Annotated in this window: 19 protein-coding genes; 6 read left to right on the top strand and 13 right to left on the bottom strand. The window is 42.2% G+C overall.

Going from position 1 to position 20,209, the window contains the following annotated elements; all coding sequences use genetic code 11:
- Positions 1 to 8 precede the first annotated feature (8 nt).
- The 6 genes from ACOOEY_RS10090 to mutY all read right to left on the bottom strand — a co-directional run bounded on the left by ACOOEY_RS10090 (position 9) and on the right by mutY (position 6,372).
- Positions 9 to 551 carry a hypothetical protein gene (locus ACOOEY_RS10090; RefSeq protein WP_420388552.1) on the bottom strand — a complete coding sequence of 181 codons (543 nt, stop codon included), beginning with the start codon at positions 549 to 551 and terminating at the stop codon, positions 9 to 11.
- Positions 552 to 662: 111 nt separating this feature from the next.
- Positions 663 to 2,756: an ATP-dependent DNA helicase RecG gene (recG, locus tag ACOOEY_RS10085; RefSeq protein ID WP_420388551.1), complete on the bottom strand. Its 2,094-nt coding sequence runs from the start codon at positions 2,754 to 2,756 to the stop codon at positions 663 to 665.
- Between the two features lie 150 nt (positions 2,757 to 2,906).
- On the bottom strand, positions 2,907 to 3,494 hold the full coding sequence (gene gldD, locus ACOOEY_RS10080) for a gliding motility lipoprotein GldD (protein ID WP_420388550.1): 588 nt from the start codon (positions 3,492 to 3,494) through the stop codon (positions 2,907 to 2,909).
- Complete coding sequence (gldE, locus tag ACOOEY_RS10075; protein ID WP_420388649.1) at positions 3,491 to 4,822, bottom strand: gliding motility-associated protein GldE; 1,332 nt, start codon at positions 4,820 to 4,822, stop codon at positions 3,491 to 3,493. Before gldE ends, gldD begins: the two co-directional genes overlap by 4 nt.
- A 27-nt stretch (positions 4,823 to 4,849) precedes the next feature.
- Positions 4,850 to 5,275, bottom strand: coding sequence for a single-stranded DNA-binding protein (locus ACOOEY_RS10070; protein ID WP_420388549.1), 426 nt, complete (start codon positions 5,273 to 5,275; stop codon positions 4,850 to 4,852).
- A gap of 38 nt (positions 5,276 to 5,313) precedes the next feature.
- Positions 5,314 to 6,372 (bottom strand): A/G-specific adenine glycosylase, encoded by a 1,059-nt coding sequence (gene mutY / locus ACOOEY_RS10065; protein WP_420388548.1) that lies wholly within the window; start codon positions 6,370 to 6,372, stop codon positions 5,314 to 5,316.
- A 144-nt stretch (positions 6,373 to 6,516) separates the two neighbouring features.
- On the opposite strand from mutY, the gene ACOOEY_RS10060 reads away from it, so the two are divergent.
- From ACOOEY_RS10060 to ACOOEY_RS10050, 3 genes are all read left to right on the top strand, one after another.
- Positions 6,517 to 6,819, top strand: a complete 303-nt coding sequence (locus tag ACOOEY_RS10060) for an HU family DNA-binding protein (RefSeq protein WP_420388547.1) — start codon at positions 6,517 to 6,519, stop codon at positions 6,817 to 6,819.
- Positions 6,820 to 6,836: 17 nt separating this feature from the next.
- Positions 6,837 to 7,652: a tetratricopeptide repeat protein gene (locus ACOOEY_RS10055; RefSeq protein WP_420388546.1), complete on the top strand. Its 816-nt coding sequence runs from the start codon at positions 6,837 to 6,839 to the stop codon at positions 7,650 to 7,652.
- Positions 7,653 to 7,823: 171 nt separating this feature from the next.
- On the top strand, positions 7,824 to 9,380 hold the full coding sequence (locus tag ACOOEY_RS10050) for an Rne/Rng family ribonuclease (RefSeq protein ID WP_420388545.1): 1,557 nt from the start codon (positions 7,824 to 7,826) through the stop codon (positions 9,378 to 9,380).
- A 54-nt stretch (positions 9,381 to 9,434) separates the two neighbouring features.
- On the opposite strand, the gene ACOOEY_RS10045 is transcribed toward ACOOEY_RS10050, so the two are convergent.
- Positions 9,435 to 10,088 (bottom strand): outer membrane beta-barrel protein, encoded by a 654-nt coding sequence (locus ACOOEY_RS10045; protein ID WP_420388544.1) that lies wholly within the window; start codon positions 10,086 to 10,088, stop codon positions 9,435 to 9,437.
- A 44-nt stretch (positions 10,089 to 10,132) separates the two neighbouring features.
- Between ACOOEY_RS10045 and ACOOEY_RS10040 the strand changes: the two genes are divergently transcribed.
- A complete protein-coding gene (locus ACOOEY_RS10040) occupies positions 10,133 to 11,419 on the top strand; it encodes a hypothetical protein (protein ID WP_420388543.1) in 1,287 nt (428 codons plus the stop codon).
- On the opposite strand, the gene ACOOEY_RS10035 is transcribed toward ACOOEY_RS10040, so the two are convergent.
- The 4 genes from ACOOEY_RS10035 to ACOOEY_RS10020 form a co-directional block, all read right to left on the bottom strand.
- On the bottom strand, positions 11,385 to 12,614 hold the full coding sequence (locus ACOOEY_RS10035) for a glycosyltransferase family 4 protein (RefSeq protein ID WP_420388542.1): 1,230 nt from the start codon (positions 12,612 to 12,614) through the stop codon (positions 11,385 to 11,387). The two genes, ACOOEY_RS10040 and ACOOEY_RS10035, sit on opposite strands and share 35 nt — an antisense overlap.
- 95 nt (positions 12,615 to 12,709) lie before the next feature.
- A complete protein-coding gene (nth, locus tag ACOOEY_RS10030; RefSeq protein ID WP_420388541.1) occupies positions 12,710 to 13,363 on the bottom strand; it encodes an endonuclease III in 654 nt (217 codons plus the stop codon).
- Positions 13,364 to 13,377: 14 nt separating this feature from the next.
- Positions 13,378 to 13,614, bottom strand: coding sequence for a hypothetical protein (locus ACOOEY_RS10025; protein ID WP_420388540.1), 237 nt, complete (start codon positions 13,612 to 13,614; stop codon positions 13,378 to 13,380).
- Complete coding sequence (locus ACOOEY_RS10020; protein WP_420388539.1) at positions 13,589 to 14,188, bottom strand: RNA polymerase sigma factor; 600 nt, start codon at positions 14,186 to 14,188, stop codon at positions 13,589 to 13,591. The genes ACOOEY_RS10025 and ACOOEY_RS10020 overlap by 26 nt, the downstream gene beginning before the upstream one ends.
- Before the next feature lie 273 nt (positions 14,189 to 14,461).
- Between ACOOEY_RS10020 and uvrA the strand changes: the two genes are divergently transcribed.
- Complete coding sequence (gene uvrA / locus ACOOEY_RS10015; RefSeq protein WP_420388538.1) at positions 14,462 to 17,278, top strand: excinuclease ABC subunit UvrA; 2,817 nt, start codon at positions 14,462 to 14,464, stop codon at positions 17,276 to 17,278.
- 204 nt (positions 17,279 to 17,482) lie between these two features.
- On the top strand, positions 17,483 to 17,596 hold the full coding sequence (locus ACOOEY_RS10010; RefSeq protein WP_420388537.1) for a GIY-YIG nuclease family protein: 114 nt from the start codon (positions 17,483 to 17,485) through the stop codon (positions 17,594 to 17,596).
- 412 nt (positions 17,597 to 18,008) lie between these two features.
- On the opposite strand, the gene ACOOEY_RS10005 is transcribed toward ACOOEY_RS10010, so the two are convergent.
- A complete protein-coding gene (locus ACOOEY_RS10005; RefSeq protein ID WP_420388536.1) occupies positions 18,009 to 19,130 on the bottom strand; it encodes an ATP-binding protein in 1,122 nt (373 codons plus the stop codon).
- Between the two features lie 134 nt (positions 19,131 to 19,264).
- Positions 19,265 to 20,209 (bottom strand): threonine ammonia-lyase, encoded by a 945-nt coding sequence (locus ACOOEY_RS10000; protein ID WP_420388535.1) that lies wholly within the window; start codon positions 20,207 to 20,209, stop codon positions 19,265 to 19,267.

Raw genomic sequence — 20,209 nt, 5'->3', positions numbered from 1 at the left:
ATTAAGTCTTAATCCTTCAGAATCTTCATAGACTGAATGATATCGCGCATATTGGCCTTATGTGTTTCTTCCTTGCTCTTGAGCGTCCAGGTGATGACCTGATAGAAGTTTTCCTCACCTTCAAAGATGCCCAGGTAGTAGAATAGCTCCAGATCATCAATTCCTCCTGAAATGGTGGTGAGCTTTGCCCGATGCCCATTAATCATGGTGTCCTGCACATCGGATTGTTCAGCATTGTTAAGGGCTCTGTTCATATTGCCGATGATCAGGTCGGAATAACCATCAATATTGTTCTCATACAGGCCAGCCAGGTTATTACTTTCCAGGGCTATCCTTAGTTCTTCTTTGGGTTCGTCAATGGTAACCAGGTAGAACTCCTTCCATACATTCTGGTACTGAAGGGAAGCATCTTCATTCAGGTTGGAAGATTCTGTTAGTGAGTTGGGTATGGTCAGTGAGTAGAGGCCTTCGTGGTTCACTTCAATTTTCTTCACTTTCGACCCACAGGCACACAAGGTGACAATAAGGAGTAGCAGTAGGGGCTTTTTCATGCGTTTCAAGTTTGGAGGGAGATCGGTATGACTAAAATAGTGATTTTCAATTCGCAACTTTCGCCACTGGTCAGAAATTGAAAGTGAGGAAGGAATATCGGAGAGATAATATTAGCTAATTCTCCCCCAATTAACAGTTGTCTTCTTCAGTGATTTGATGTGTCTCAAAATGTTACGGTTCGCATCAGAGTTTAGCTCGGGATCAACTTCCAGTATATCACTGGCGGCATTTCTTGCGGCCTGAAGAATCTTATTGTCTTTAGACAGGTCAGCAATCAGGAGGTCGAGTACCCCGCTTTGCTGAGTACCGGTAATGTCACCAGGTCCGCGCAGCTGCAGATCGACATCTGCTATTTCGAATCCGTTATTGGTCTTCACCATAGTATCGATACGAATGCGGGCTTCTTTGCTCAGTTTATAATCCGTCATGAGAATACAGTAAGATTGGTCGGCTCCACGGCCAACCCGTCCCCTCAGCTGATGCAATTGTGCCAAACCGAAACGTTCTGCATTTTCGATGACCATTACGGAAGCATTGGGCACGTTAACCCCAACTTCAATCACCGTGGTGGCGACCATGATCTGCGTTTCGTGTTTCACAAATCGCTGCATTTCAAAGTCCTTGTCCTGCGGCTTCATTTTGCCATGCACTATACTGATATGATTCTCGGGAAAGGCTCGGGCAATACTTTCATAGCCATCCATCAGATCCTTCAGCTCCATTTTCTGCGACTCTTCAATCAATGGATAAACCACATAGATTTGTCTTCCTTTGGCGATCTCCTTTTTCAGAAAACCAAAAACCTGCAGTCGCTTGCCATCATATTCGTGAATGGTTTTAATGGGCTTTCTTCCTGCCGGCAATTCATCAATAACCGATACATCCAGATCTCCATAGAGTGTCATGGCCAGCGTACGGGGAATTGGTGTGGCCGTCATCACCAGGATATGTGGGAATTGGGTAGCATTCTTGCTCCAGAGCTTGGCTCTTTGCGCCACGCCAAAGCGGTGCTGTTCATCAATGATGGCCAGACCGAGGTTTTTGAATTGCACCTTATCCTCAATCAAGGCATGAGTACCAACCAGTATTTGCAGAGAACCATCTTGCAAAGCTTCATGAATCACCCTTCTTTCAGCAGCCTTGGATGAGCCGGTTAGCTTGGCAATTTTGATTCCCAGTAAGTCGGCATATTCCTTCAGTCCCTGATAATGTTGATCTGCCAGAATTTCTGTAGGCGCCATCATGGAGGCCTGGGCGCCTGAGCTGACAACCAGAAGCATGCAGATAAAGGCGACAATGGTTTTACCGGAACCTACATCCCCCTGCAGCAGGCGATTCATTTGCCTACCGGACTTCATATCCTGATAAATCTCCCGAATTACCCGCTTCTGCGCTCCCGTAAGATCGAAGGGCAGGTGCTCGTTGTAAAAAGCAGTGAGCAGTGTTGAATCATTGAAAATCTGTCCTTTGAATTTATCAATCCGGGTAACCTTCATTTTGAGCAACTTCAACTGAATAAAGAAGAACTCCTCAAACTTTAGCCTGAACTGAGCCTTCTGTAGTAGCTCTGTATTGGAAGGAAAATGGATGTGCCAGAGGGCATATTTCTTTTCAATCAGGCTGAACTGTTGCAGTAGATTTTCAGGAAGTGTCTCGTGTATGTATCCCTCTGCCTGCACCATCACCTGACGGATCATTTTAAAGAGTGCCTTCGAGTCGATGTATTTGGCCTTCATCTTCTCAGAAGTATGATAGACCGGTTGAAGAAAAGCGGCCTTCTCATTCTGAGTGGTGAGTATCTCTATCTCGGGATGGGCGATGTTCACCTTTCGACCATAAACGGAGGGCTTACCAAAGACAACATAATCAACCCCCAGCTTCAGTTTTTTAGTGACCCAGGGAATGCCCTTAAACCAGACCAGCTCCATGGTATCTGTATCATCCTCGAAACGAGCTACCAGACGCTTTTTTCTGCCGGCACCTACCGTTTCCATTTTAGTGATTCGTCCTTTGATCTGCACAAAAGGCATATCGCCATGGACACTCTCTATCTGATGGAATTGGGTACGGTCTTCATACCGAAAGGGGTAGTGCTGTATGAGATCGCCATAGGAGAATATACCCAGCTCTTTCCCTATGAGGGCAGCTTTCTGCGGACCAACTCCTTTTAAGAACTCTATGCTTGTATCGAAGAATGCAGGCATAGGATGAAATTAATAGAGTTTTCTTAAGGCTGACTAATAAAAGTGAGAATAAAGCAGCTTTCTATGCTGAGCACAGGGGAAGCATACGCGATTGTCTGAGTTTGGCAGATTCCTCGTTACCTCGGAATGGAAAAGAAAGGAGGGACGGAATCAATATTTCCACTCAAAGCTATTGAGCAGATGCATCATGTCTTTCTTGATGTACTCAATGACCGGAGCCAGTGAATCATTCTTAGTCGCTGTATTAAAGTAAAGCGCTCCACGGAAGAAATGTCGCGTACTATCTGAGGTAAAAAACTGAAACTGTGTAGGTACTTCTCCTTCCAGTTCGGTGACACTGGCCACCTGACCATTTGGAATTCGAACCAGGCTTTCTTCAATGCCATAAGCCTTTACCTTGTGTTTCATGGCCAGTTCAAAGGCTTCATTGAGCAATACTTCCGGTTTGTTTCGAGGGTCTACGAGGTTCTTGTAGGTGATTTGAACAACCGCATCAAATTGCGGATAGTTGAGGTTCACCCAATAGCGTTCAGCATTTTTGGAGCTATCACGACTTAACACCGAATGATCCGAGAACTGGAATTTATAAGGAAAGGTATCAGGCAGAATCTGGTACCTCGGTTCAGGTAAGTCAATTCGGTTATAACCTTTAGGCTTAGGCAAGTAAACTTCTTCACAGCTCAGAACGGCACAGCTCAGCAGGATGATAGCAAATATGAAATGAAGGGGTTTTCTCACGAAGCTTGTGGTCTTATCAGTACCCTAACGCGCTTGATGCGTCTTAAGTCTACGGCCACAATAGTAAATAAGAATCTCTGGAATTCCAGTTTTTCACCCGCCCGAGGGAGTTTTCCTCCAATTTCCAGCAGAAGACCACCGAGAGATTCACTTTCTCCTTTTACATTGTCGAACTCGGATGTTTCTACACCAATGATTTTGCAGAAGTCGTTGAGGCTGGTTTTGCCTTCGAATACATAGGTAGAATTATCGAGTTTGTTGAAGGCGATATCCTCATCGTCATACTCATCATTAATTTCACCTACAATTTCTTCAATAATGTCTTCGAGGGTAATCAGTCCGGAAGTACCACCATATTCATCTACTACAATGGCCATGTGTACCCTTTGCTCCTGGAAGTCTTTTAAGAGAGAGTCAACCTTCTTATTCTCCGGCACGAAGAACCCGGGTCTTAACAGGGTTTGCCAGGCAAAAGTATCGTCTTTGTCAATGTGGGCAATCAGATCTTTGATATAGAGAACTCCTTCAATTTTATCGATGGTCTCATTGTAAACCGGAATTCTGGAGAATCCACTCTTATTGATCTTATCCATGAGTTCATGGAAGTCGAGCTCAATATCGGCAGCGGTAATATCCATTCTGGATTTCATGACTTGCCGAACGGATAGGGTGCTGAAGTTTACAATTCCTTTTAGGATGCCCTTTTCTTCTTCAGTGGTGTCATCACCTGTGGTGATTTCCAAAGCCTGATTAAGCTCATCTACCGTCAGATCGACTCCCTTCTTCTCCACATTTCTTTCTATAATGTTAGTGACTGAAATCAGTACCCATGAAAGGGAGTGCAGAATTTTTTCCATGAAAACGAGAGCTCTTGCCGTAAAGCGGGCAAATTTCTCATTGTTCTGAGTAGCAAAGTTCTTGGGAACAACCTCTCCAAAGAAGAGGATTACAAACGTGACAACAGCAGAGAGTGTAACGACTATCTTACCTTCAGTGGTTTTGGAGCCAACTAAGGTCCAGGTAAAGAAGGTAGATATGGTCACTATGGCAATATTGACCGTATTGTTCAGAATAAGAATAGTCGCGAGCAAATAGCGCTTGCGATGCAAGAGCTTTAATATGGCATTGCTCGTAGGAGACTGTTCTTTTTCTAAGTTGGAGACCTGATTACTATCAAGTGAAAAGAATGCTACTTCTGAACCTGAAATCAGGGCCGATGCAAGAATGAGCAAGATAAAAACAAGCACATTGATGACCAGATATGGAGTGCTCAACTCGGAGAGTTGTAAAAGTAGCGCCAAACTCGGCTCAGGTTCGTCTGGTGTTATGTCCAAAATATATTTTTTAGTCCCACATTAGAATGGCAGATCGTCCGTATCGTCTTCAGGAATGTTCGATACCGGGCTCTCAGCCATATTATTTCCACTATCTCCGGAACTGCTTCCGTCAGCACGGCTTCCCAAGAGAGTCATTTCACGACCTACTACTTCTGTAGTGTATCTCTTGTTGCCATCCTGATCGTCCCAGGAACGTGTTGTTAACTTACCTTCAATATACACCTGACCGCCTTTTTTTAAAAACTTCTCAGCGATTTCAGCAAGTGGTGTCCAGAGTACTACGTTATGCCACTCGGTATTGGTTACCCTTTCTCCCTGTTTATTTTTATAAGTTTCACTGGTGGCTAATGAGAAATTGGCTACTGCTCTGCCATTATCAAGGTGTCTTACTTCAGGGTCTTTGCCCAGGTTACCTACAAGAATTACTTTATTAACGCCTGCCATAGTATCGATTTTTTAAAGATTGAATTGAATAAATATAATTAATAAATAGTTTTTTCCAAATAGTTCTCAATGAGAATTGGCTTCGGAAGCTCTTTTATTTCTTCAGGCAAATAGGCCTTCAGATTCAATTCATCCTGAATATGGGCAAAGGTATTCAAATCATTTACCCTAAGCCTAAAAAATCTGCTTAAAATCAGGCGATGGGTTAAAACGTGTTTTACCTCACTAGAAATGTCGGTTAATTCTATATTCTTGCTGATAACCACCTGATTGAGTATATCCTCTTCCGTTAATTTTTGGTCAGATTGAATCAAATGAAACTGATGCAGCCCCTGCCAGATGTCCTTACCTTTTCTTTCATGCATCAGAATCTTATTTTCATATTCAAACAGAATATAATTGAAGAAAAGCTTCTTCACTTTCACCTTTTTGGTCTTTACGGGCAGGGTTTCTATCTCTCCTTTATTAAAGGCATGGCAATAGGTATGGAAAGGGCAGATGGCACAAGAGGGACTTTTAGGGGTACACTGAATGGCACCAAAATCCATGATAGCCTGGTTATACTCTCCGGGGTTTTCTTTTGGAATCAACTCGTTGGCCAGTTGCTCAAAGACTCTGGCCGATTTGGTATCGGCAATATCATCATAGATGCCAAAGACCCGAGACAGTACGCGGTATACATTACCATCTACCACGGCATTCACCTCATTAAAGGCCATGGAAGAGATGGCTGCTGCTGTATACCTGCCGATACCTTTTAGTTTGAGTAGCTCTTCGAATTGTTGTGGAAACTCTCCATTATAGTTACTCACTACCATTTGAGCACAGGCATGCAGGTTCCTGGCCCGGGAGTAGTACCCTAATCCCTGCCAGAGTCTGAGTACTTCCTGCTCAGAAGCATTGGCTAAATCGTAAACTGTAGGAAATGTTTCTATAAATCTCAGATAATAAGGCATTCCCTGACTGACCCGGGTCTGCTGAAGGATGATTTCAGACAACCATATATTATATGGGTTTTGTGTATGTCGCCATGGTAAATCGCGCTTTTGATAGCGATACCACTTAATTAATTGATTTACAAATATTTCTCTTTCCAAATCCCTTCCTTTTGTTCAGGCAGACAGTATTACACAATTTTTACGGAATAGGTTTTATTATTAGACCTGATCCCTTAATTTTGCAGGCCAAAATAACTGGGAATAAGTTTTTTATAAAGTTTTATCAACTAAAAGAAGTATACAGTGACTAAAGCAGATGTTATCAATCAGATTGCGGACAAAACCGGTATAGACAGATCTGATGTTACTACAACTGTTGAGACTCTTTTTGCTGTGGTGAAAGATTCGATGGCTGAGGGTGAGAACATTTATGTAAGAGGGTTTGGTAGCTTTGTGAATAAGAAAAGAGCGAAGAAAATTGCGCGTAACATTTCTAAAAACACAGCTATAGTAATTGACGAGCACTTTGTGCCGAGCTTTAAGCCGTCAAAGGTTTTTATTGAGCAGGTTAAATCCAGCTCTAAAGTAAAAGCTGCAAATAGTTAAAAAGGCCTTTGGGCTTTATGAATAAAAATCAGGTCATTCTCCTTGTTGTCGCCATTGCGGCTGTTGTGGGCTTATATAGTTTGCCTCGGGTCGTTGTTGACAATGATAATGAGAAGCCAGCAGAGTTTTTGGACGAGTCTGCTCCGGGAGGAGTGGTAGATCATAGCTCTGAAATACCTGAGGAAATTCAACCTAAAATTGACTACTGGAAGAGTCAATTAATAGTCAATCAGAACATGCAGCCAAACAATGAGGCATTAGATTCATTGATGGCGGTGTTCATGGAAATTAACCAATACGACAGTGCCGCCTATTTTGCCGGCCAGTTCGCAGAAAGGTTTAACAACATTAAAGACTGGCAAAAGGCCGGTGATGCTTATTTCGAGGCATTTACATTTGCCCTGGATGAGCAAAAAGTAGTTTTATTGGGACGTAAAGCGAGAGGAGCTTACGAAATAGTGCTCCAAGCCGAACCTGATAATCTGGATGTTAAGCACAATGTTGCACTGACTTATATTACAGGTCAGAGTCCGATGCAGGGAATTATGATGTTGAGGGAAATCATAGATGAGGATCCTAAAAACGAAAAGGCATTGATGAGCATGGGAAGAATGTCAATTCAAACCGGTCAGTTTGAAAATGGTATTGAGCGTTTCCAGTCTCTTGTAGAATACTATCCCAACCATATAGAAGGAAACTTCTTTTTGGGCGTGTGCTATTTTGAAGCCGGACAAATGGTGAAGGCTAAAGCACAGTTCGAGAAAATATTAACATTAGATGCTGGTGAGCAGGTTCTGACCGCTGCTAACGAGTATCTGGAAAGAATTAATTGAAAACATTAAAACATTAAGATTATGCCTTGCGGTAAAAAAAGAAAAAGACATAAGATTTCTACTCACAAGAGAAAGAAGAGGCTAAGAAAGAACAGACACAAGAAGAAGTAATCTTCTAACAGGGCTCCCAAGCCCTTTTTGTTCTATTTATTAACCTAAACCTCTACCAAATTGAGTAATGAATTAATCATTAATTCAACTCAGAACGGTAGTCGTATAGCCCTTCTTAAGGATAAAAATTTAACGGAGTTCCATCATGATAATGATGAGAACAAGTTTAAAGTAGGTGATATTTATCTGGGAACAGTGAAGAAAATTGTTCCCGGTTTAAATGCCGCGTTCATTGATATAGGTTATGAGAAAGATGCTTTTCTGCATTATCTGGACTTAGGTCCGCAGATCAGGTCGCTGAATAAGTACACCAAAAAAGCACTTTCCAACAAGCATACATCAGGTTCTTTAGCAAATTTCAAGAACGAACCTGATATTAATAAGCTTGGAAAAATGAACCAGGTGCTGACCAAAGGACAGCAGATTCTGGTTCAGGTTGTCAAAGAACCAATTTCTACAAAAGGGCCTCGACTTACCTGTGAGTTGTCGATTGCTGGGCGCTATATGGTTTTAGTGCCATTCTCCAATTCCATCAATATCTCTAAAAAGATCACTGATGGGGAGGAAAGGAAACGCTTGTTGCGTTTGATCTCATCTATTAAACCAGAGAACTTTGGCTGTATTATTCGCACCGTAGCCAAGGGGAAAAATGTAACCGAACTAGACAAAGACTTAAGGAACCTCGAAGAAACCTGGAAAGCAGGAATGAAGAAGGTCCACGCTGCCAAACCTCGTGAGAAGGTGATTGGTGAAATGAGCAGGGCTTCCTCTTTGCTGAGAGATATCCTGAATGAGTCTTTCGATAGTCTTGTTACAGACGATAAAGAAATACACGATGAGATTAAGGAGTATATCAGAAAGATTGCTCCCGATAAAGAAAAGATAGTAAAGCTCTACAATGGAAAGGCCAAGATATTCGAAGCCTTTAACATTGAAAGACAGCTAAAGTCTCTCTTCGGAAAATCTGTAAGTCTGCCTAAAGGCGGATACCTGATTATCGAGCATACGGAAGCCCTTCACGTGATTGATGTGAATAGTGGGAATAAGTCTAATGCTGGTGAAGATCAGGAATCTACTGCGCTTACGGTTAACCTCGAAGCTGCCCGCGAAATTGCGCGTCAGTTGAGGCTGCGCGATATGGGTGGAATCATAGTGATTGACTTTATCGATATGCGTAGGCCGGATAATAAGAAGAAGCTTTACGCAGAGATGAAAAATCTCATGGAGTCGGATCGTGCTAAAAATACGATTCTACCTCTGACCAAATTCGGATTGATGCAAATCACCCGTCAGAGGGTTCGACCAGAGCTGAACATTACTACCAGAGAGGTTTGTCCTACCTGTAATGGAACCGGAAAAGTAAGTGCTACTATTTTGGTATCAGATCAGCTGGAGAAAAACCTGGAGTATGTACTGTCTACTCAGAATGAGAAGAACGTTACGGTAACTCTCCATCCTTATTTACATGCTTACTTTACTAAAGGAGTGTTCTCTAAGAGATGGCAGTGGTACAGAAAATTCCATACCTGGGTAAAACTCGAGAAAGACAGCTCACTGGGTTTAAACCAGTATGTCTTCTACAATAAAATGGGAGAAGAAATTGAGCTGAAAGCCTAATGGCTTCAAAAGAGAAAAAAAGCCCCGATTCTGAAAAGAGTCGGGGCTTTTTCATTAGAATTTTATTCCCAGCTCAAGGGCGAACATATTGTTCTTCACTTTGATATCGTCATAAATGGGGTTCTGTTCGCTAACCTGATTCAGAAAACCCACATTGAAGTTGAGTGCTGCAAAGACATTGGTATTTACACCAATAGCTCTCTCAATTCCTCCTCCAAAATTACCAGCCAGGTCAACACTTTGAAACTTACTGATGAATCGGACTCCGGCATCTTCGGCACTGGTGTTGAGCCTGATTTCAGGGATTACGCCAAAGTTGAAAAACAGTCTGGTGTCCAAAAGTACTTCGTTGGTGTAAAGCTTAACCAACAAGGGAAGTTGCAGGTACTCATGATCGTATCTTTCGCTTACAGCCTGACCACCCATTACAGCAGGGTCAGTAACCGTAATTTTTGTGACCTTGGTAGAGTAGTTGATCCCTCCATGGAAATAGTAGTTTTCTTTAAAAGGAACGTCTACAAAGGCACCGAGCAGGAATTTCACTGCTGAACCATCTTTTTCTACAGAGGTACTGTTTCCGTCAGAAGGGCTTCTGTTGTAAGAGACTGTAGGTCCCAAAGTAATTCCGATTCTGTAGTCGCCAACTTGAGCTTTTGCAGTGTTAATGAAAAAGAAGGCAATAAGAGCAGAGAAAAGGTGTTTTTTCATGTGGGATAAAATAAATGAATAGTTTTGTCATTTAAAAAATGAGGATGTTCAAACGCTTGTCTTTTTTGCTTATCACGTTGTTTTTTGTCGCTTGTTCTACGGATAAGGACTGTAACGAAGAGGTTGATCTTAGTCAGGTGGATATTGATCTTGACTTTGAGGATCTGACACACGCCATCTATCAGATAGAAACGAAGGAACAGTTAGAGAGTTTTTTTGTGCAAAACCCTGTGATCAGGGATTACTTTTTCGGCTATGCTGATCTGGTCCCCCGTCAGAGCTTTCTCAATGAAGTGCTGAGGTTCACTCAGGTACCTAAGGTAAAATCTATTTTCAAGGCCAGGTCTTATCAAAACTTCCAGGAGCAGTTAGATGAGAACAGGGAGATAAGAGAGTACCTGAGTTTTGAATATCTGAATGCCAATAGAGATAAAGGCCTTGAAGATGTTTACAGTCTGATTTCAAACTCACGTATTGAAGACTTAACCTCTACCTCTGCCATTGATGTCTATTTGCAGGCTAATCCATCAGAGTTTGACTACTTCAAGTTTGTATTCAACTTTCAAACCCCTGAAGGGCTGACCAAGGAAAATCTGGCATTACTGAGCAATCCTTATGTAGATACCCTCTATCAGGAAACGATACGCCTGATCAATGCTCAGGAAATAGCTTATGAACTGGATCAGGCTTTTGCCCGGATCAAAAGCTTCTATCCCGACTTTGAAGCTCCGAAAGTCAAGACTGTGTATTCTGCTTTTGGAAAGGATATCTACATGTCCGATTCGTTGATCGTTATTGGATTGGACTATTATTTAGGAGAAGAGGCATCCTACAGGCCCAATGTTTACGATTACATTTTGAAAAGGCTTACACCAGACCATCTGGTTCCGCAGCTGATGCAGTTTATGTCGCAGGCTTACAACGAGATTAAAGAAGGAAAGCATTCTGTATTAGACGAAATGATCTACTACGGAAAGGCATTCGCATTTGCTAAACAAATGTTGCCTTGTACGGCAGATAGCCTTATTGTGGGCTACTCAAGACAGGACCTGGCCAATGCCACAGTAAGCGAGGCAGTGATCTGGAATCACTTTCTTGAGGAAAAACTCCTCTACAGCGAACAGCCAGTGCACGTAACTCGCTACATAGATGAAAGACCCAATGTATTGGAGATTGACAGACAATGTCCGGGAAGAATTGGTCAATGGTTGGGTTGGCAAATTGTGCAGGCCTACCAGGAAGAAACAGAAGAGGATTTTGTCAATCTGATGAAGATGACGGATGCTCAGCAATTACTTACGCGGTCAAAATATAGACCTCGTTCCCGTTAGTCTTCATTTGACTTTCGTTATTTAAAACCCTGGTTAGCTTTTCAACCTGCAACTTTCTGGAATAGAGATTCTCAGCAATTTGTCGTGCGTTGTTTTTAAAGGTTTCCAACAGGTCTTTTTGCTCCATAAAGGGAAGCAATTGCTCTATAAACTCAGCTGGTTTTTCAGGATTAGCATAAAAACCACATTTATACTGTTCTACTAAATCCTTTGTCCAGCCAGTCGAATTCACAATAGTCAGCTTACCTGAAGCCAGGCTATCGAACATTTTATTAGGGCTATTGGTGGCCAATACCGGATAATTGGCAAATGACACGTAGGTGGCATCAGTAACGTTCAATATGCGTCTTACTCCTTCTTTATTCTGGTGGCCAATGAACTCTACATTCGAAAGCTTTCTCAGATAGGCCGAAAGCTTAATATGACTCAGCCTTGAACCCTGACCTACTATTTTAAAGTCAATGTTCAGCCCTCTTTTTTTACTTTCTTCAGCAATGTCCAGGAAGTATTCGAGATGGTTGGTGACTCCAATACTACCCAGGTAGGTAATTACAAAGGGTTTATTGGCATGATAGAACTCCACCAGTTTAGGATCCTTTAATTCCTTTTTAAAGAATTGACAATCGGCCATATTGGGAATCATAAAGACCTCCTTCTCCGGAGCTACTTTTTTGATCCAGTCGCGCATTCCCGGAGAGAGTGCCACAATTTTCTCTGCTTCCTGATAGATTCGTTTTTCCAGCCTGTACAGGTAATTCTTTAGGGGCTTACCCTTAATGGCACCTAGTTCAATGGGAGCGGTAGGCCACAAATCTCTTACTTCAAAGATGTAGGGAATCTGGCGCTTCCTCTTCAACCATAAACCAATCAGTCCAACGGTTAAGGGGGTGCTGGTGATGTAGGCTTTATCTATATCCTCGATGTTACGGGCATATCGTTTAGCCAGCCGAACAAATTTCAGGAAGGACCAGACTCTCTTCAGGAAGCCCATTTCATTGGAGTAATTGACAGGCAGATAGTGTACTTTGAAGCCATCAATCTCAGCTTTGGTATAGATAGCCTCATTGTGAGTGGTTAGCATCTCTACTTCAAAACCATTTTCAACTAAGCCTTTGGCTAAATAATAAGAACGGATAGCCCCGCCTTCCTGAGGGGTTTTAAAGTATTGGTGAATGTATAAAATGCGTTGGCCCACTCGATTCTATCAATTTACTTCTAATCATAATCTTTCAGTTACAAAACCAAATGCCTGATTAAAAGGGATATACACTTCTAACTTACGAAAAATTGTTATCGCAAGATTTTTTCCTGCTTCTCAAAATAACGGCAAAAATGGGTCAGATTGCATTCTTCGCATTTTGGTTTTCTGGCGAGGCAAACATATCGGCCATGTAAGATGAGCCAATGGTGTGCCTTTGGTATTACCTCTTTATCGAGGTGTTTCACCAATTGTTTTTCTACAGCTAATGGAGTCGAGGCGTTCTGGTTAACCAGCCCCAGGCGTTTGGATACTCTGTAAACATGAGTGTCTACAGCCATCGAAGGCTGATTCCAGATTACGGAAGTAATCACATTGGCGGTTTTTCTTCCAACTCCCGGTAGCTTTTGAAGGTCTTCTATAGTCTCAGGAATCTCAGAGTTGAAGTCTTCGACCAACATTTTACCCAGGCCTAAAAGGTGCTTGGTTTTGTTATTGGGATAAGAAACGGATTTGATGTAGGGGAATAACTCATCGAAGTTTGAAGTAGCCAGATGTTCCGGTGTTGGGAAATCGGCAAACAGTTGAGGAGTTACTTTATTAATGCGCACATCAGTGCATTGGGCGGATAAAACTACAGCAACCAGTAATTCAAACGGGTTGCTGTAGTTTAATTCTGTCTCAGCCTCTGGCTGATTTTCCTTAAAGTAGGTTACAAATGCTTCGTACCTTTCTTTTCTTGTCATGCCGCTAAAATAAACTATTCAACGGAATGCAGATGGTATGATTTGGAATAACTGAGGATTGAGTCAATCGTTTTGTCAGATGGTTCTTTCATGGAGGCATCTAAACCAGAAATAACGTCTTTCAGGCTTGTATAGTTTTTCTCCAACTCTTCATCGAACAGCATAGCGCTGACCAATTCAGCATTTTCCTCTTCTGAGGTTTCTTTGTAAATGTAACGTACTAAGTCATCTTGGGTAAAGGTTTTGATCATAGGCAATGTTCTTTTTGTCCATCTTTTTTCTAAGGTTGATAAGAGCATAACGCATACGACCTAAAGCAGTATTGATGCTAACACCGGTGGTGTCGGCAATTTCCTGAAAGCTCATTTGCATATAATGCCTCATCATAAGCACCTCCCGCTGTGCATCCGGCAATTCTTTGATTAAATCGCGGAGTAAGGCGTGAGTATCTTCTTTTATTTGTCGGGACTCAATTGAGTCCTCTGAAAATTCCAATGTGTTGAAAACGCTGCTACCATCCTCCATTACTATGGTGGGGTAACGTTTCGCTTTCCGGAAATTATCAATGGCTAAATTGTGCGCTATGCGGCTTACCCATGGCAGGAACTTACCTTCCTCGTTGTATCGACCACTTTTCACGGTCTTTACCACTTTAACAAACACCTCCTGCATCAGGTCTTCGGCCAAATACTGATCTCTGACGATCATGTATATGGTGGTGTAGATTTTCTTTTTGTGACGGTTTACCAGCGTAGCGAACGCCTCTTCGTTACCATTTTTATACTGCGATATCAGTTGACTATCGCTTACAGTATATTTCCTCATGTTATTTAATGTTAGGTTAACGTAGAGGTTTATATCATATTGTGCTGGTTAGGGTTAGACAAATGTTTTTAAGAAGTAGCCTCAAATGTATTAAAAGTTGAAAACAAAGCAAATTTGTTAACTAATTCTTCCGTTTTCTTTTTTGGGATTAATTCTCTCTGAGATGCCAAAGATAAAACAATCATTGTGCCAAAAGGCCTTTATATTCTTCGGTCTAAAAGACTTTCTTGAAGTATAACATTTAGCAATCAGCTCTGTTATCTTTGCAATCTCATGTCTACAACAACTGCTTTAGCCCATACCCCTATTGATCAGCTTGACCCTAAGGAGTTTATCATCATTAAGGGGGCACGAGTAAACAACCTTAAGAACCTTAGCGTGGCCATTCCACGCAACAAATTAGTGGTAGTTACCGGACTATCAGGTTCTGGTAAATCTTCGCTGGCTTTCGATACCCTTTTTGCAGAGGGGCAAAGGATGTACGTGGAGAGCTTAAGTAGTTATGCCCGACAGTTCTTGGGTAGAATGGAAAAGCCGGAAGTAGACTATATAAAAGGGGTTTCCCCTGCCATAGCCATTGAGCAAAAGGTGAGTACAAGAAATCCCAGGTCTACCGTTGGAACAACCACAGAAATCTATGATTACCTGAAGTTGCTTTTTGCACGTATAGGGAAGACTTACTCCCCTATAAGTGGTAAAGAAGTTCAAAGAGATAGTGTTACGAGCATTGTAGAATTTATTCTGGCTAAGGAGGAAGGAACAAGACTCATGATCCTTTGTCCTCTCATTACTAAAGAGGACAGAACTCTGGAAGAAGAGTTGAATATTCTGTTGCAGAAAGGTTACACAAGAGTAATATACTCCGGAGACCCTCATTTCATTGAAGAATTGCTTGAGAAGCCAGACGAACTCAATGAAGAGGAAATAGAGATTCTGGTTGACAGGGGTGTGGTTCAACATGATGAAGATACACAGTTCCGCTTCAGTGACTCCGTTCAGACAGCCTTGTTTGAAGGTCAGGGAGACTGTATTATTGAGGTTCCCGGAGAAGGAAGAACGAACTTCTCTGATCGGTTTGAGGCTGACGGGATGCTCTTTGAAGAGCCAAGTGTGAACCTGTTTACCTTTAATAACCCCTACGGTGCCTGTAAGAGATGTGAAGGCTTCGGCAAGATTCTGGGAATTGATCCTGACCTGGTTATTCCAGATAAGACATTATCAGTTTATGACGGTGCTATTGCTCCCTGGAGAAGTGAGACCATGAAAAAATGGCTTCAACCACTATTGAAGCATGGTATAGAGTTCGACTTTCCTATTCACAGGAGCTATCACGAACTGAGTGCCGAAGAGAAGGAACTACTATGGACTGGGAATAAGTACTTCAAAGGCCTGAATAAATTCTTTCAGTATCTCGAGTCTAAGACGCATAAGATTCAATACAGAGTGATGCTTTCAAGGTATCGCGGAAGAACCGACTGTCCGGAATGTAAGGGGACTCGTTTGAGAGGAGATGCTGCTTATGTTAAGATCGGCCAAAAATCTATCACTGACCTGGTGTTGATGCCTATTGGTAAGCTCACAGCCTTTTTTGAAGAGCTTTCACTTTCTCAACACGAAGAGAAAGTAGCCGGACGACTACTCAAAGAGATCAAGAACCGCATCGACTACTTGCAAAGAGTAGGATTGAGCTATCTGACCCTCAACCGACTGACCAATACCCTTTCAGGGGGAGAGTATCAGCGGATCAAACTGGCTACCTCTTTGGGTAGCGCTTTGGTGGGATCCATGTATATTTTAGATGAACCAAGTATTGGTTTGCATCCCAGAGATACCGATCGATTGATCTCAGTACTTAAGTCCTTAAGAGATCTGGGAAACACAGTCGTTGTAGTAGAGCATGAGGAGAAAGTAATGCAGGCGGCTGATGAGATTATTGATATTGGACCTGATGCTGGTTCTCATGGTGGCGAACTTGTCTTTCAGGGAAGTCTTCCTGATCTGATTGTTCAGGGCAATACACATACTGCCCGTTTCCTGAATGGGACAGACCGTATGCCAGTTCCGGAACAAAGAAGAAAATGGAATGACAAACTCATCATTAAGGGAGCAAGGGAAAACAACCTGAGAAACATTGATGCAGAAATTCCACTAGGGGTTTTGACAGTGGTTACCGGGGTAAGTGGTTCCGGAAAGTCGACCTTAATTAAAAGAATACTCTATCCGGCTCTGGGTAAAATGCTGGGCACTGTTGGAGAACAGACTGGTAAGATGGAAGGGCTTGAAGGAAGCCTGAAGAAAGTAAGTCAGATAGAGTTTGTTGATCAGAACCCGATAGGAAAATCCTCTCGTTCAAACCCTGTCACTTATGTCAAGGCTTATGATGCCATCAGGGCATTGTTTACAGACCAACCTTTGGCCAAGCAGCGGAATTATAAACCGGCATTCTTCTCTTTCAACGTAGATGGTGGGCGATGTGAGACCTGCCAGGGAGAGGGTGTTGTAAAGATTGAGATGCAGTTTATGGCTGACATCCACCTGACCTGCGAAAGCTGTAAAGGACAACGCTTCAAGCAAGAGATTCTCGAAGTAAAATACAATGAGAAGAATATTGCTGAAGTGCTGGATATGACAATTGATGATGCCATGGATTTCTTTCAGGATGAAAGATCTATTATTAACAAGCTGGCACCATTACAGGAAGTGGGTTTGGGATATATCCGATTGGGGCAATCATCAAATTCCCTCAGTGGTGGTGAAGCACAAAGAGTGAAGCTGGCCTATTTCCTGGGCAAAGGAAAAGGTACCAGCAAAGATCATATCCTTTTTATTTTCGATGAGCCTACCACCGGCTTGCATTTTCATGACATCAGCAAGCTGATGCATTCCATCAATGCTCTGATTGAACAAGGAAACTCAGTTTTAATCATTGAGCACAACACAGAAGTGATTAAATGTGCGGACTGGATTGTGGATTTAGGCCCTGAAGGAGGTGAAGAAGGTGGTAAGGTTTGCTTTGCCGGAACGCCCGAAGATATGGTAGAGCTAAAAGACGAGAATCATACAGCCAGGTACTTGGCGGAGGTTTTGTAATTCAGTATCGGTTACCCGTCATTCCGAACTTGTTTCGGAATCCCTACTGGTAAGTGCCTGAACCAAGTTATACTGCCATTCCTGACCTTTTTTTGGTTATGCTGATCAATATATTTCGTGCAGATCCTGAAATAAATTCAGGATGACGGTGCCGTTATTTTTGACGATACTTCGAACTTGTTTCGGAACACCTAATTTAGTGCTATGGCCAAAGGAGGAAGCACATACATAATGTCCAATAAGAACAGAACCGTTCTTTATATAGGGGTCACCTCGGGTTTAATATCGAGAGTCTTAGAACATAAATCAGGCAATTGATCTAAGTTTTCAAAAAAGTATAACTGTACTGATTTAGTCTATTACGAGTCTTTCGCTTTCATTGAAGAAGCAATATCCAGAGAAAAGCAACTGAAGAATTGGCATAAGGACTGGAAATGGAACCTCATTAAGGATTTTAACCCCACACTTATTGATCTTTCTGAGTCCATTGGAATCGACCTTGAGCATGATTTGTGAGAATCAAAGAACTCGACACTTCTAGGTACGCCCAAACACACTATCAGACTCCATCTTGTTTCAATATCCTTCCAACAGATCCTGAAATAAATTCAGGATGACGGTAATCTTACTGTAGACGTCATTACGAACTTGTTTCGTAATCATTCATATTATAATTGAGTTAGGCTACAACATCGAAAGACACTAAAACAAGTTCAGCGTGACTTCATCTCTATTTTTGTATAAACTCCAGATAATTTTCACGATTCACAGTAAGTAATTCATGATTCGGGTATGCCTGGGTGAATGATTTACTGAAACGTCCTTGCTTCTTCTGACTCCATTTGAATTCGAAAGCGTGTAAGGTGCCATTATAGTCTTCAATGAAATCAATCTCCTGTTGAGCATGAGTTCTCCAGAAATAGTCATTGGAGAAGACAGAATGGTAAGATTTGTACTTAAGGCGTTCCACAATCAGGAAGTTCTCCCAAAGACTACCCACGTCTTGTCTTAAACTGATGGGATTCCAGTTCTTAATGACAGCGTTTCGAATACCCACATCGTAGAAATAGATTTTTCTACTTTTTTTCAATTCATTGCGGAGGTTCCTGCTGAGAGAGGGAAGCCTGAAAATGATGAAGGCTTTTTCAAGCAGTGAGATATAGCGCTCTACCGTCTCATTGTCCAATCCTGTAATTTGACCCAGTTCATGATAAGATACTTCTTGCCCGATTTGAAATGCCAGGGCTTGAACCAGTAGTTCCAGCTTTTGTGGTTTTTTTATATGCTCCCAGGTTAAAATATCTTTGTACAAGTAGCTGTCGGACAGCGTATTCAGTATTTCCTTTTCGTCTCCGGGGTTATTGATTACATCGGGGTACCAACCATAGACTAAGCGATGTTCCAATAACCGAGTTTCTTCCAATAAGGAGTGATGACTTATCATTTCTGAAGAGCTTATGGGCCAAAGCCTGAATTCCCACTTGCGGCCTGTCAGGGGCTCGTTGATTCGATTGGCCAATTCAAATGAGGATGAACCCGTTGCGATCACCTTGATCTCTGGAAGATTGTCGTGTATGAGCTTGAGGGTTATTCCAATATTTTCAATGCGCTGTGCTTCGTCTATAATTAGCCTGTCATGACCTGTCAAAAGCTGTTTTATCCAAGTAGCAGACTGATTGGAAAGCTGATTTCTTGTATCGGCATCATCACCGTTTAGCCAAAGTGTTTTTTTTGTTGTGAATCGCTGCTTTAACAAGGTAGTCTTTCCTACTTGTCTTGGACCAAGTAGAACAATCACTTTTTGATCTCCAAGACGCTTTTCAATAAGACCTGCTATTTCACGATTGATCATAATATTGCGTATACAATCGCAAAAATAATACAAAATTTGCGATTTGAATCGCAGATTTTATAAGATTCTTCCGGTGTTGGACTTTAATGCTCTCTAATTAAGTTTAGAAAATGGCGGATAAGCGCAGTTTTATACTAAAAAGGCAGCTTAGCCAAATCTACATTCCCGCCAGTAAGAATTACCCCAACTTTTTTACCTTGGAAGACTTCTTTATTCTTCAGAATGGCAGCGAATGGCACGGCACATGAAGGTTCAATCACAATCTTCATGCGTTCCCAGATAATGCGCATGGCTTCGACAATCTCTTTATCATTGACCAGAAAGATATCCTTAACTAATGCTTTGATGATCTCGAAGTTCTTATCGCCCATACTGGCCAAAAGACCGTCAGCAATACTCAATGGCTTATCTACCTTAGTAATGATACCGGCCTGCATAGATAAGTAGCTGTCTTTGGCTCCCTCTGGTTCTCCAGCATAGACTATCATCTCCGGCTTATAGTAATGAGCCGAAAGTGCGGTTCCTGCCATAAGCCCACCACCGCCAACCGGTGCTATGATGATTTCCAGTTCTGGCTGTTCATCTATCAGTTCCTTGGCACAGGTAGCCTGACCGGTAATGACAGAATAGTCATTGTAAGGGGAAATAAATGTGGCACCTGTTTCCTCCTGAATTCTGGCACAGGTTTCTTCTCTGGACTGCTGAGTGGGCTCGCAGAGAGTAATGTTAGCACCATAGCCGGCTACTGCCTTTTTCTTTACTTCCGGTGCAGTCTCGGGCATTACGATATAGGCTGGAATTCCGGCCATCTTTGCGGCCAGAGCGATGGCCTGAGCATGATTACCTGAACTATGTGTAGTTACTCCATTCTTTCTTTCTGCTTCAGGTAATGAAAGGACGGCATTGATTCCCCCTCTGGCCTTAAAGGCCCCAATTTTCTGGAAGTTCTCACACTTAAAGTATAGCTCAGCACCGACCATTTCATTGATGCTTTGACTGCTCATTACTGGTGTGTGGTGGATAAAAGGACGGATCCTTTCATGGGCAGCTTCTATATCTGCCTGTGTAACTTTAAACAT

The sequence above is a fragment of the Roseivirga sp. genome, assembly GCF_965216855.1.
In the GTDB taxonomy this organism is placed as follows: Bacteria; Bacteroidota; Bacteroidia; order Cytophagales; family Cyclobacteriaceae; genus Roseivirga.
This window is presented reverse-complemented; position numbering and strand designations above follow the sequence as displayed.

Bases quoted from the DNA above. Each gene is read 5' to 3' on its own strand.
- ACOOEY_RS10090 (WP_420388552.1), bottom strand. From the start codon at position 551: ATGAAAAAGCCCCTACTGCTACTCCTTATTGTCACCTTGTGTGCCTGT.
- ACOOEY_RS10020 (WP_420388539.1), bottom strand. From the start codon at position 14,188: ATGAGGAAATATACTGTAAGCGATAGTCAACTGATATCGCAGTATAAA.
- ACOOEY_RS10000 (WP_420388535.1), bottom strand. From the start codon at position 20,209: ATGTTTAAAGTTACACAGGCAGATATAGAAGCTGCCCATGAAAGGATC.
- nth (WP_420388541.1), bottom strand. From the start codon at position 13,363: ATGACAAGAAAAGAAAGGTACGAAGCATTTGTAACCTACTTTAAGGAA.
- ACOOEY_RS10070 (WP_420388549.1), bottom strand. From the start codon at position 5,275: ATGGCAGGCGTTAATAAAGTAATTCTTGTAGGTAACCTGGGCAAAGAC.
- ACOOEY_RS10010 (WP_420388537.1), top strand. From the start codon at position 17,483: ATGGCCAAAGGAGGAAGCACATACATAATGTCCAATAAGAACAGAACC.
- ACOOEY_RS10055 (WP_420388546.1), top strand. From the start codon at position 6,837: ATGAATAAAAATCAGGTCATTCTCCTTGTTGTCGCCATTGCGGCTGTT.
- ACOOEY_RS10045 (WP_420388544.1), bottom strand. From the start codon at position 10,088: ATGAAAAAACACCTTTTCTCTGCTCTTATTGCCTTCTTTTTCATTAAC.
- uvrA (WP_420388538.1), top strand. From the start codon at position 14,462: ATGTCTACAACAACTGCTTTAGCCCATACCCCTATTGATCAGCTTGAC.
- recG (WP_420388551.1), bottom strand. From the start codon at position 2,756: ATGCCTGCATTCTTCGATACAAGCATAGAGTTCTTAAAAGGAGTTGGT.
- ACOOEY_RS10005 (WP_420388536.1), bottom strand. From the start codon at position 19,130: ATGATCAATCGTGAAATAGCAGGTCTTATTGAAAAGCGTCTTGGAGAT.
- ACOOEY_RS10040 (WP_420388543.1), top strand. From the start codon at position 10,133: ATGTTCAAACGCTTGTCTTTTTTGCTTATCACGTTGTTTTTTGTCGCT.
- ACOOEY_RS10025 (WP_420388540.1), bottom strand. From the start codon at position 13,614: ATGATCAAAACCTTTACCCAAGATGACTTAGTACGTTACATTTACAAA.